General features: G+C 73.2%; 11 protein-coding genes. 6 read left to right on the forward strand and 5 right to left on the reverse strand.

What is annotated here, in order from left to right:
* Positions 1 to 27: 27 nt before the first annotated feature.
* Entirely contained in the window at positions 28 to 1,266 is a 1,239-nt protein-coding gene (locus ACTVAJ_RS05350; RefSeq protein ID WP_470386923.1) for an NAD(P)/FAD-dependent oxidoreductase, read from the reverse strand.
* A gap of 250 nt (positions 1,267 to 1,516) precedes the next feature.
* Here ACTVAJ_RS05350 and ACTVAJ_RS05355 point away from each other — a divergent pair, with 250 nt between their 5' ends.
* From ACTVAJ_RS05355 to ACTVAJ_RS05370, 4 genes are all read left to right on the forward strand, one after another.
* Positions 1,517 to 2,890 (forward strand): MFS transporter, encoded by a 1,374-nt coding sequence (locus ACTVAJ_RS05355; protein ID WP_470386924.1) that lies wholly within the window; start codon positions 1,517 to 1,519, stop codon positions 2,888 to 2,890.
* Between the two features lie 193 nt (positions 2,891 to 3,083).
* Positions 3,084 to 3,656 (forward strand): pyridoxamine 5'-phosphate oxidase family protein, encoded by a 573-nt coding sequence (locus ACTVAJ_RS05360; RefSeq protein ID WP_470386925.1) that lies wholly within the window; start codon positions 3,084 to 3,086, stop codon positions 3,654 to 3,656.
* Positions 3,657 to 3,875: 219 nt separating this feature from the next.
* Entirely contained in the window at positions 3,876 to 6,188 is a 2,313-nt protein-coding gene (locus ACTVAJ_RS05365; RefSeq protein ID WP_470386926.1) for a DUF6351 family protein, read from the forward strand.
* Between the two features lie 342 nt (positions 6,189 to 6,530).
* The gene (locus tag ACTVAJ_RS05370; protein WP_470386927.1) at positions 6,531 to 7,820 is read left to right on the forward strand and encodes a helix-turn-helix domain-containing protein; all 1,290 of its coding nucleotides are present in this window, start codon (positions 6,531 to 6,533) and stop codon (positions 7,818 to 7,820) included.
* 81 nt (positions 7,821 to 7,901) lie between these two features.
* Here ACTVAJ_RS05370 and ACTVAJ_RS05375 read toward each other — a convergent pair whose 3' ends face one another.
* Both ACTVAJ_RS05375 and ACTVAJ_RS05380 read right to left on the reverse strand, forming a co-directional pair.
* Positions 7,902 to 8,657, reverse strand: a complete 756-nt coding sequence (locus ACTVAJ_RS05375) for an ABC transporter permease (protein WP_470386928.1) — start codon at positions 8,655 to 8,657, stop codon at positions 7,902 to 7,904.
* Positions 8,647 to 9,474, reverse strand: a complete 828-nt coding sequence (locus ACTVAJ_RS05380) for an ABC transporter ATP-binding protein (RefSeq protein ID WP_470386929.1) — start codon at positions 9,472 to 9,474, stop codon at positions 8,647 to 8,649. Before ACTVAJ_RS05380 ends, ACTVAJ_RS05375 begins: the two co-directional genes overlap by 11 nt.
* Before the next feature lie 60 nt (positions 9,475 to 9,534).
* Between ACTVAJ_RS05380 and ACTVAJ_RS05385 the strand changes: the two genes are divergently transcribed.
* A complete protein-coding gene (locus ACTVAJ_RS05385) occupies positions 9,535 to 10,179 on the forward strand; it encodes a TetR/AcrR family transcriptional regulator (protein ID WP_470386930.1) in 645 nt (214 codons plus the stop codon).
* Positions 10,180 to 10,249: 70 nt separating this feature from the next.
* Positions 10,250 to 10,669, forward strand: coding sequence for a YkvA family protein (locus tag ACTVAJ_RS05390; protein ID WP_470386931.1), 420 nt, complete (start codon positions 10,250 to 10,252; stop codon positions 10,667 to 10,669).
* Here ACTVAJ_RS05390 and ACTVAJ_RS05395 read toward each other — a convergent pair.
* The gene (locus ACTVAJ_RS05395; RefSeq protein WP_470386932.1) at positions 10,657 to 11,046 is read right to left on the reverse strand and encodes a hypothetical protein; all 390 of its coding nucleotides are present in this window, start codon (positions 11,044 to 11,046) and stop codon (positions 10,657 to 10,659) included. The genes ACTVAJ_RS05390 and ACTVAJ_RS05395 overlap by 13 nt on opposite strands.
* Positions 11,047 to 11,101: 55 nt before the next feature.
* Positions 11,102 to 11,980 carry a sulfite exporter TauE/SafE family protein gene (locus tag ACTVAJ_RS05400; RefSeq protein WP_470386933.1) on the reverse strand — a complete coding sequence of 293 codons (879 nt, stop codon included), beginning with the start codon at positions 11,978 to 11,980 and terminating at the stop codon, positions 11,102 to 11,104.
* Between the last annotated feature and the right edge of the window lie 24 nt (positions 11,981 to 12,004).

The raw sequence follows: 12,004 nt of genomic DNA on the forward strand, positions 1-12,004 counted from the left end.
CCGGGGCGGTCGGGTGCCCCGGTCCCCTCAACGCCGCTGGGCGCCCGCGGCCGTAGCGGTCACCGGTCCGGCGGTGGCCGCGTGCCGCTTCGCGGCGCGCCGGGACAGGCGCCGCAGGGTGGCCAGATAGGTGCCGGCCATCCGCACGTCACCGCTCGCCTGACCGTAGGCGGAGGAGACGATGTACTCCTTGTAGCGGGCCGCGGCGCGGCCGGTGAGGACGAGCGACCTGGGGGCGTCGGTCGCGGTCACGAACTGGATGAGGCCGTCTTTGCGCCCCAGGCTCACGCACCGGAAGACGTAGCCGAACGGGGCGGTCTCGGGTTCGCGTCCGCTCAGGCGGTCCATGATGGCATCGGCCGCGTTCGACCCCATGGGCAGACCCATCGCGCAGGACATCCGCATGACCGCGCCACCGGGGTCGGCGCCGCGGGCGGCGTCCCCCACCACGTACACGTCGGGGTGGGAGACCGACCGCTGTGTGCCGTCCACCAGAGCCCGGCCACCGTCGTCGACGGCGAGACCGGCCGCACGCGCCAGCGGCGAAACCGAGAACCCGACGTTCCACACCACCAGGTCGGCGGCCACGTGCGTACCGTCCGCCAGGCGGATGCCGCGGGCGTCCACCTCGGCGACGTCGGTGTTCTCACTCAGGGCGACGCCCAGGCGGTCGAACACCCGCAGGAGGTGGGCGCGTCCCCTCGGACTGGTTCCGGGGGCGGCCTGACCACGGGTGAGCAGGTCCACGCGGACCGACGGACGGGTCTCCGCGATCTCGGTGGCGAGTTCGATTCCGGTGAGCCCGCCGCCCACCACGATCACCCTCCCGGGGCGGTCGGTGGCGATGCGGTCGGCGACGGCACGGGCACCGTCGAGCGTGGCGCAGGTGAGCGTGTGCTCGGAGACTCCGGGCACGGGGCTGGCGCCCTCCGCACTGCCCAGGGCGTGGACGAGGGTGTCGTAGGCGAGGGAGCGGACCTCGCCCCCCACACGCACCGCCACCCTCCGCTCCTCGGTGTCGATCCCCTCGACCCAGCCCACGACCAGGCCGATGTCCGTGCCCTCCAGCGCCTCCGACAGCGGGTGCGTGCCCACGTCCCGCCCGACGGCCACCTCGTGCAGCCGGACGCGTTCGACGAAGTCGGGGGTGGCGTTGACCAGGGTGACGCGGACCTCCAGCGCGCGCGTCCGCGCGTCGTGGTCGATCTTGCGCGCCGCCGTGAGCCCGGCGTAGCCCGCGCCCAGAACCACGATCTCGTGTGCCATGGGGTGTCTCCCATCAGTGCGTTGACCTTCACCGGGATGACGGCGCGAGGGCTCCCGGACGTGACATCGCGGGGGGAGATCCACGCCACTCCCGGAGGACCCCGCGGGACGCCCTCCTGTGACACACGTCGCGTATTCCCGGCGAGAAAGTGGCAGAATGTCCAGATTATGAGACGAACGTTTCACATGGTGTGCATCAGGTCTAGGATCCCGCCAGATCACCATCACCGCTGACGTGGAAGAGGGCACGATGACGGACGTCGACACACGCGGGGCGGAGCCGGTCCGGCCCCGCCCCGAACCGGAGGATCCGCCGACCAACCCCCGGGGCAGGGTCCTGACCGCCAGCCTCGTGGGCACGTCCATCGAGTTCTACGACTTCTACATCTACGCGACCGCCGCCGTGCTGGTCTTCCCCTCGCTCTTCTTCCCCGAGGGCGACATGATGGCGGCCCGGCTGCAGTCCCTGGCCACGTTCGCGATCGCGTTCGTCGCCCGCCCCATCGGCTCGTGGGTGTTCGGCCACTTCGGCGACCGGGTCGGCCGTAAGGCCACCCTGGTCGCCTCACTGCTCACCATGGGCGTGGCCACCGTGGCCATCGGCGTACTGCCCACCTACGCGCAGGCGGGCGTGGTCGCGCCGCTGCTGCTGGCGGTGTGCCGCTTCGGCCAGGGCCTGGGGCTGGGCGGCGAGTGGGGCGGGGCCGCCCTGCTGGCCACGGAGAACGCGCCCCGCGCCAAACGGGCCTTCTACGGGACCTTCCCGCAGCTGGGCGCGCCGATCGGCTTCTTCCTCGCCAACGGCGTGTTCCTGACCATCACCGGAACCATGGGCGACGAGGCGTTCATGGCCTGGGGCTGGCGCCTGCCGTTCCTGCTGTCGACGGTCCTGATCGCCGTCGGGCTGTGGGTCCGCCTGACCCTGCACGAGACCCCGGCCTTCGCCAGGGTCGTGGCCTCGGGCGGGCGGGTCAGGGCGCCGATGGCCGAGGTGTTGCGCACCCACTGGTCGGCGGTCGTCCTGGGCACGCTCATCATGGTCGCCACCTACGTGCTCTTCTACCTGATGACGGTGTTCTCCCTGGGCTTCGGCACCGACCCGGAGAACGGCCTGGGGTACGAGCGTTCGCAGTTCCTGGTGTTCCTGCTGGTCGGCGTCGTGTTCTTCGCGATCTTCACGCCCCTGTCCGGGATCATCGCCGACCGGGTCGGACGGCGCCCCACGCTCATCACCGTGACCGCGGCGATCATCGTGTTCGGCTTCGCGATGGGGCCGCTCATGGGCAGCGGAGGCACGGTCGGGGTGATGGCCTTCCTCATCATCGGCCTGTCCCTCATGGGCCTGACGTTCGGTCCCATGGCCGCCCAGCTTCCCGAGCTGTTCCCCACCAACGTCCGCTACACCGGAGCCTCGGTCGCCTACAACCTGGCGGGTCTGCTGGGAGCGTCCTTCGCGCCCTACATCGCCACCTGGCTGGCCGGCACCTTCGGCCTGAACTGGGTCGGCGGATACCTGGTGCTGGTCGGCGCGCTCACCCTGACGGCCCTGCTGATCAGCCGTGAGACCAAGGACGACTCCCTCGACGACCTCCCCGTCGGCGTGACCGGCAGCGCCCGGCGCTGAGCCGCCCGCCCGTCCTCCCGGGGCCCGCCGGCAGTGCCCCGAACCACACCCCCCACGTCGTTTGGGCCGTGCCTCGGACCGGGTACGCGGTCAGTGGGACCTTCGCCGTCGCAGTCGGGGAGCCGCGCCTTCGGGCCCCGTCAGGCGAGGGCGGCGGAGGAGGAGACGAAGGCACCACCTCAGGGAGTTCGTGATGGACGCAACACGTGGGGGCGGCGCGGAACCTCGGCGGACGGGAACGGCGGCCGCGTCGGCCTCCCCTCCCGAGCAGCGCCAGACCAGTGAGGTCATGGAGGGCAGCAGCCGGTTGGGTGAGGAGACCGAACTCCTCACCGGGGCCGACCTGGCGGAGGGGGACACCAAGGCCAGCTTCACCGTGCTGGAACGGGAGACCTGCCTCAACCTGTTGGCCGAGCACAGTGTCGGCCGGGTGGCCTTCACCATCGAGGGGGACGCCGCGCCGACGGTCCTGCCGGTGAACTACCTGATGACGGGCGACACGATCGTGTTCCGGTCCACCCTGGCCGGAACGATCATGCGCCACGGTCGGGGCTACGCCTCGTTCCAGGTCGACGAGTTCGACGAGGAGCGCCGTGAGGGGTGGAGCGTCCTGACCTCGGGTCGCTGCCGGTGGGTCCGCGATCCCGGGGAGCTCTCCCGCCTCCCCCAGGGCCGCATGCCCCAGCCGTGGGCGGCCGGGCCGCGCGACGAGGTCCTCAAGATCACCCCGGCCAGGGTGAGCGGCCGGCGGATCACCAGGTCCTGAGGGTTGGTGCGACCCGGTCCGTTCCGGCCGGGCCGCGCACCGACCGCGCGACGGTGTCGGGCGGGCGTGTTCCGACGCGCCCGACCCGCCCCGTCCCGCTCCCAGGAGAGTTCGGTTCGTCCCGGTTCGGGGTATCCGAGGCGTCATGGGAGTGCAAAGCCCGCCTCATCCCCGGTGTGTTCCCGCTGCCCCGGTCGACCCCCCGGACACGATCGGGGCGTGCGCGAGCGATCCCGAGCGGCCCTCGGCCGCAGTCCCCGCAACCGACCCGTCCCGAGGCCGCCCGTGCTGAGCACACGGGGCCGACACGTCCTGCTCGGTGCCGGAGCCGCCTTCTGCGCCGCCCTGTTCACCGTCTCGGGGACACCCCCCGCCGCACGGGGCGCCTTCGAGGCCGCCGCGGCCGTCCTGCCCCCGTCCGCGGCCCCCCTCACCCCCGCACCCGAGGACGCGGGCCGCCCCACGCTCCAGGTGCTCTCCTCCCGGCCCGACACCGTCATGGGCGGTACCGCCCTGGTCAGGCTCGGCCTGCCCCCCGGGACCGCACCGGACCGGGCCCGGCTGACGGTCGACGGCCGGGACGCCACCGACGATCTTTCGACCGTGTACCTGGACGGCGTCGGCCCGGCGCTGGAGGGGGTGGTCACCGGCCTGCCCGAGGGCGGGAGCACGCTGGAGGCGTCGCTGTCCGGCCGACGCGGGCGGACACGGCTCGCGGTCACCAACCACCCGGCGCGGGGCCCGGTGTTCTCCGGCCCGCACGAGACACCGTTCGTGTGCGGCACCGACTCCTTCGACCTGCACGGCGGCGGCACCCTGGGCCCCGCCCTGGACGAGGACTGCTCCGCCCCGACCGTGGTCCGCCACATGTACCGCACCACCGGCGGCGCGTGGGAGGCGATGCCCGACCCCGGCCGCGTCCCCGACGACGCCGCCCGCACCACCGTCTCCACCGGCGCGGAGGTCCCCTACACCGTGCGGGTGGAGACCGGGACCGCCAACCGCGCGATCTACGAGACGGCCGTGCTGTTCACCCCCGGCGCCGACGGCCCCGACCCCTGGCACGCGCCCGAGGGCTGGAACCGGCGCCTGGTGTACAAGTTCGGCGGCGGCTGCAAGGGCGGGTGGTACGTGCAGGGGTCGAGCACCGCCGGGGTCCTGGACCACGGCATGCTCTCCCGGGGGTACGCGGTGGCCTCGGCCACGCTCAACGTGTTCGGCTTCAACTGCAACGACCTGCTGGCCGCCGAGACGATGTCGGCGGTCCGGGAGCGGTTCGTCCTGGCCCACGGGGCACCCGACCTGACCCTGGGGTGGGGGTCCTCCGGAGGCGCCTACCAGTCCCACCAGATCGCCGACAACTACCCGGGCCTGCTGGACGGGGTGGTGGTGTCGCAGAGCTTCCCCGACGTGCTGACCTCACTGGTCCCGGCGGCCACGGACGCGCTGCTGCTGGACACCTACGCCCGCGAGCACCCCGACGCCCTGACCGGTGACCAGCTACTCGCGGTGTCGGGCTTCCCCTCGCGGGTGAGCATCAAACGCATGGCCCGCGAGGCGGTGCGGATCGACCCCCGGGGGACCTGTCGGAGCGGGGTACCCGAGGCCCTGCTCTACCACCCCGGGGACAACCCCCGGGGCGCCCGCTGCGAACTGTTCGCGCACACGGTCAACGTCTACGGCACCGACCCGGAGACCGGTCTGCCCCGGCGCCCGCTGGACAACACCGGTGTGCAGTACGGGCTCGGGGCGCTGCTGGACGGGACCATCGGCGTCGACGAGTTCCTGCACCTGAACGAGTACGTCGGCGGGATCGACGCCGACGGGCGGGTGGCACCGGAGCGGACCGCGGCCGACCCCGTGGCGACCGCCGCCGCCTACCGGACGGGCCGCCTGCTCAGCGGCGGCGGGGGGCTGTCGCGGATCCCGGTCGTGGACCACCGCACCTACCTGGACGACTCCCCCGAGGGGGACGTGCACATGCGCTACCACTCGTTCGCCACCCGGGAGCGGCTGCGCGCGGCGAACGGCACCGCGGACAACCACGTGATGCTGGTGGAGGGGCGCGGGTCGGGCGGGTTCTCCGCGTCGGCGCCGGTGGCCGGGCGGGCGCTGGTCGAGCTGGACGCCTGGGCGACGGGGATCCTGGCGCGGCGGAGCGAGCACCCGCAGGCCCCGGCGGCGGACCACGTCCGCGCCGCGCGGCCGGAGTGGCTCACGGACGCGTGCTGGGTGGGGGACGCGCCCCGGCGGCGGGTGGTCGGCGAGCAGCTTGCGCTGGGGGCCGGGAGCGGGGACACGTGCGCGCGGGCCTACCCGGTGCACTCCTCGCCGCGCCTGGTCGCGGGTGCGCCGCTGGCCTCGGACGTGATCCGGTGCCGCCTGGTGCCCTTCGACGCCGGGGCGCACCCGGCGGAGTTCTCCCGGGAGCAGGCGGAGCGGGCGGCGCGGGTGTTCGCCGACGGGGTGTGCGACTGGTCCGCGCCCGGGGAGGGGCAGCAGGAGCTGGCGGGGACCTGGTTGCGGTTCTGACCCGATCCCGGGGTGCGGCAGGGCCGAAACCGGGGCGCGGGGGCGGGACGAAACGCGCACATCCGCCGATGTACGCGATTCCCGACAGCGTTTCCGCGGAGAGCGCCACGGAGTTCCCCCGAAACGACACGAACCCGTGTTCGCCCCACTACGTTGGGTCCCGAAAAGATGCGAGCCCGGTCGGTGCTACCAACACCGGTCCCGGGCTCTGACCATCCCTCCTGCACAACCAGGAAGGCGGCTGCCGTGCAGTCTACTGCCCCCTGCCCGAACCCCGGGGCCGAAACCCCCGATCCCGTCGGCTCTTTCGCGTGCGGCCCCCGCAGGCGCGAGAAGGGCGCGATGAAGGGGGTCGGGTTCATTCCGGTTCTGTGGGTCGCCCGGGCCCTGCGTGAAGGGCTGCTGCCCTGCTGCCGGACGGTCCCGGTCGCCCTGGCCATCGCCGACGCCGTGGACGCCGACGGGCGGTGGTGTTTCCTGAGCCAGGAGACCATCGTGCGGCGCTGCGGCGGCACCGTGAGCCGGTCCACGGTCGAGCGCGCCCTGGCCGACCTCGCCGACGCCGGACTCATCCGACGCCTGACCCGTTCCCAGGTGCGCGACTTCTTCGCCGAGGACGTGGCCAACGGCGTCCGACAGGCCGACCGGCTCCCCGAGGTCCTGGAGCTGCTGATCCCCGCCGGCGTCTTCGCCGAACCGACGCTGGCGGAGATCAACGAGGTCCGCGCCGGGCTGGACGAGGAACCCCTCGACACGGGCACCCGCCCCTACCCACGGGTGCGAACGGCACCTCAGACTGGGGGGCCGCCCGTTCGATCCGACGTCGGCGACACGTCAGATCGAGGTACAGACCCTTACCCCACACACCCTTCCCCCAGCGACCCTTCTCCGTCCGTCCGCGGGCGCGAGCCCGGAAGGGCGCCGACCCCGCCGCCGGACACGATGCCCGACACCCCGGCGGGTCGGCTGATCGCGCGCATCCCCGACGCGGCCCTGGGCCACCCGGCCGCCGACCGCGCCGCACTGCTGCGGGCCGTGCGCCGGGTCTTGGCCGAGGGGCTGCAACCCCGCGAGCTCACCGCCGTGCTGCGCGACGCCACGAGCGCGCTCCGCCCCTTCCCCGCGCTGATGCGCCGCCTGCGCAGCCCGCAGGACGCACGCGCCTACCTCGACGGACGCCTGGGCGCGGGCGTGGTCCGGACGGCGGTGCCGCCCCCGGTGGTCCCCCGTCCGCGTTCGGCCGCCGACGAGCCCGCGCAACCCTTCGCCCGGCCTCCGGAGTTCCGGGTGGACGCGGTCGGGACGGCGCCGCGCACCTGCCCGGACCATCCGGGTGTGCGCAACGTCCCCGGCGGTACCTGCCGGGTGTGCGACCGGCCCTGCCGCACGGTTCCCGGCGAGCTGGTGCACCCACCGGCGGCGCCCGCGCCGCCCCGACCGGAACCGGAGCCGCCGGTGGAGGACGCGGCCGTCAACCCCGTGCTGCTGGAACGGATGCGCGCCTCGCTCGACGAGGGCGGGCGACGACCGCCGACCGGGCCTCCGAGCCCGGCGCCCCTCCCCTCCCCCGCCCGCCGGAAGGCCGTCGCGGATGTGCGCCGCCTCCTCACCGAACCGCGCCCCCGCACATGAGGGCCCCGGCCCGCCGACGGCACCGCGAAGGCCCGCCGGGCACGGCCGGGAGGGGTACGGGGCCGGTCGTTCCGGGCGGCCCTACCCCTGGAGGTCACCGACGCCGCGGCCGATGCGGACGCAGGCCAGCGCGCCCGCCACCGCACCGACCGCGACGAGGACGCAGGAGGCATGGAGGACGGTACCGGTCTCCCCCGCCACCGCGGCCCTGAGCATGGTCAGCGCCCAGTAACCGGGGGAGAACGGTGCGGCGGCCTGCGCCCAGGCGGGCATCATGGAGATCGGCGCCAGGGCTCCGCCCAGGGCGCTCACGGCCAGGGCTCCGACATCGCAGACCGCCGCGAGTTCGCCGTGACCGCGCACGACACCGGCCAGAGCGACGCCGACGGCCAAAAGCGTGAAGGACCACACGCAGACCGCGAACAGGATCAGCGGGAGGGAGCCGGTCACGGGCATGCCCACGACCCGGGATCCGAAGAGCAGGAGCAGTGCCTGTTGGACGACCAGCAGCACGAAGACGGGGAGCGCCTTGCCGACGAGCATCTCGACGGTCGACACGGGGGTCGCCCGCAGCCGGTTCCAGGTGCGCCAGGTGCGTTCGGTCAGCAGGGCGGTGCCCACGACCGACAGGGAGAGTACGGAGAACATCACCAGCATGCCGATGACGGCCTGGGCCTCGCCGCCCTCCGGCAGCGCCGCCCGGTGGAGCGGGCTGAAGACGAGCATCAGCACCATCGGCATGACCAGGTAACTGATCAGGTGGCCGGGGTCGCGTAGCCGCAGCGTGGTGTTGTGGCCGATCAGCAGCGCCAGTCGGTGGACGGAGTCAGTCCGCATGGGCCACCGCCCGGTAGAGGTCGTCGAGGGTGGGTTGGCGCAGGTCCACGGAACGGACGGGCCTGGTCGCACCGGCCAGCATCTCGGCCAGGACGGTGGCGGGGTCGGTGGTGCGGACGCGCACCTCCTCGTCGTCGAAGGACAGGCGCACCTCAGCGGGAAGCCGGTCGAGCAGTTCGCAGGCCTCGCCCCGTGCGATGATCCGTCCCTGCCGGGCGACGGCGATGCTGGCCCCCAGTTCGGTGAGTTCGGGAAGATAGTGGGTGGTGTAGACGACCGCCGCGCCCTCCTCGGCACGGGCTCGCACCACCTCCAGGAGGCACTGGCGGGTCTGGGGGTCCACCCCGGCGGTGGGTTCGTCCAGGAGCAGGAGGGCGGGGCGGTGGATCATGGCCGCCGCGGCCTGTACACGGCGCTGTTGGCCCCCGGAGAGGACACCCACTCTTCGGTCGAGGAAGTCCGTGAGCCGCAGGAGTTCCGCGATCTCGTCGACCGCCCGGGCGAGGTCCCGTCGGCGAAGACCGTGCAGGCCCCCGAACAGGCGCAGGGTCTCGCGGGGGGTGACGGTCGGATACACGGCGAGGTGCTGGGGGGCCACCCCGAGGAGGCGGCGGGCGGCGCGCGGCGCCCCTCCGTTGACCAGTGCCCTCCCGCTGTCCGGGCGCAGCAGCCCCGAGACGACGTTGGCGAAGGTGGTCTTTCCCGCGCCGTTGTGCCCGACGAGTCCGACGATCTCACCAGGCCGGGCGCGCAGGGTGAACCCGTCCAGGGCGTTGACGGAACCGAACCTCTTCACCAGTTCCCACGCTTCGAGCATGTTTGCACCCATGCTTTCTGTGCGGTGTATAGAACGGACTATATGGTGTACATTAAGACCATGGAAAAGATCAAGCAAGAACGCCGGGAGGAGATTCTCTCCGTCGCTCTGCGCCTCTCGGAGGAGCAGGGGCTGGCCGCTGTGTCGATGCGGGCCATCGGGGCGGGGGTCGGCCTGACCCCCATGGCCCTGTACGGGTACTTCGAGAGCAAGGACGCCCTCCTGGACGGCCTCGTGGGCCGCGTCCTGCGGGAGGTGCCCCGCCCCGGCCCCGGGCTGGACTGGCGGGAACGGCTGCTGGTGTGCGCGCGTGGGGCCAGGGCGGTGGCGCACCGGTACCCCAGGACGTTCCCGCTGCTCCTGACCAGGCCGGTGGTGCTCGCGGAGGCGATGCGCGTCGTGGATCCCCTCTACGCGGCGCTGTCGGACGCCGGAATCGCCGACGGGGCGGTGGCCGGATGGGAGCGCATGTTCAGCACCTTCGTACTGGGTTTCGCGGTCTCGGAGGTCAGCGGCCGCTTCGGGGAGGGGAACCTGGGCACCCGCGAGCGCCGAGAACAACTGGAGCCCGGCGAACTGCCCGCGCACCACCGGCTCGGGGAGGTACTGGACCGCGCCGTCGACTGGGACGCGGAGTTCGAGGAGGGACTGCGCAGACTGGTGGAGATGGTCGGGAGGGAGGGCCGGCGGCCCTCCGGCCACTGACCCCCTTCGGAACACGGACGAACGGCCCTACCATCGGGGGCGTGAACTCCCTCGATGACCGGATCCGCCCGTGAGCACCGTGTGGTCCGTGGTGCTGTCCGCGGTCGGCGGGCTGCTCCTGCTCTGGCTGCTCGCCATCGCCGCCCTCGCCCGGGCCCGGCCGCGCGGCGGACTGCTGACCGAGGCGGTGCGCCTGCTGCCGGACCTGCTGCGGCTCCTCCCCCGCCTGGCCCGCGACCGGACCCTGCCGCGCGGGGTGCGGCTGCGGCTGTGGCTGCTGCTGGGCTACCTGGCGCTGCCCGTCGACCTGGTACCGGACGTCATCCCCGTACTCGGATACGCCGACGACGCCATCGCGGTCGCCGTCGTTCTACGGTCCGTCGTCCGCCACGCCGGGCCCGACGCCCTGGAGCGCCACTGGCCCGGCACCGACACCGGGCTGGCCGCCGTGCTCCGCCTGGTCGGCCTGCCCTCCGCTCAGGAGCGTTGATCCTCCCGGCCCGGCCGTCCGCCGAACGCCTCCTCCGGGAACTCCGGCGGGCTCAGACCCAGCCGTTGCCGACATGAGGCGACGCGGTCCACCGCCCAGGACCGAACGGCCCCGCTGTCGCCCACCATGCCCAGGACTTCCCGCGCCGTCCGCTGGGCCTCACGCGTCCAGGGAGCGAGGGGATCCTCCTCCGCGACCGGCGCGAACTGCTCGTCATCGCGGTAGTCCGCGGTTCCACGCAGTCGCTCACTGACGTTGGAGGCGAAGTGGTCGAGGTCCTGCCACAGCCACATCGCTCCGACGTGCGGGCCACCGCCCCGGCTCCACCGGGGGGAGGGGAACTCCACGAGCCCCAGCCGCCATCCGTGGTCGTCCAACCACAACCGGGACCGGCCGCGTCGGCGCAGAGCGCTCCGCCGGGCCCGGCTCCGCTCAGGCCCCCGCCCGCAGGGGCGGCGACAGGGGACAGTACTCTCCGGCCAGTCGGCAGGCGGCGGCCAGTCCCGCGATGACGACCGCGACGATCACGGTGACGAGGCCGAACGGTGCGGGAAGCTCCTGTGTGAGCACGAAGACGCCCATGACCAGCACGAAGACGCCGAAGCCCTTCCGCAGCGCGGATTCGGGCACCCGGGAGGTCAGGAGCGCGCCGACGAACGACCCCGCGACGGCGGCGACCGTGACGGTGGCGACCAGCGGCCAGTCCAGGCTCACCGTCGTCAGGTATCCGGCGAGCCCGGCGAAGGACTTCATGGCGATGACGAGCAGGGAGGTGCCCACGGCGACCGGCATGGAGAGGCCGCCCAGCAGCGCCAGGGCGGGCACGACCAGGAAGCCGCCTCCGGCGCCGACGAGACCGGTGACCGCCCCGACGGCCAGACCGTCCAGGACGATCCGCTTCAGGGGCAGGTCCCCGCTGCGGTGTTCCCCGCCCCCGGCGCGGGACCCCTTCCTTCCGCGGATCATGGCCACGGCGGTGGCGACCATCATGAGCGCGAAGGCGATCATCAACAGGGTGCCGGGGATGTGTCCGCCCGCCAGGCCGCCCAGGAAGGCGCCCGCCATGCCCGCCGCACCGAAGACCAGTCCGGTGCGCCACTGCACGTTGCCGCGTCGGGCGTGGGTGAACGTGCTGATCAGCGACGTGGTACCGACGACGAACAGGGACGCGGCGATGGCCTCCTTGGGGCCCATGCCCGCGACGTAGGTCAGCAGCGGGACCATCAGGATGGAACCGCCGCCTCCGAGCAGTCCGAGCGTGAGACCCACCACCACGGCGAGCGCCGCGACCAGGATCATCTGGAACTCCATACTTCACTTCTTTCGTGGTTCGGA

It is taken from the genome of Nocardiopsis sp. KDC1DS13DA1, from assembly GCF_055632325.1.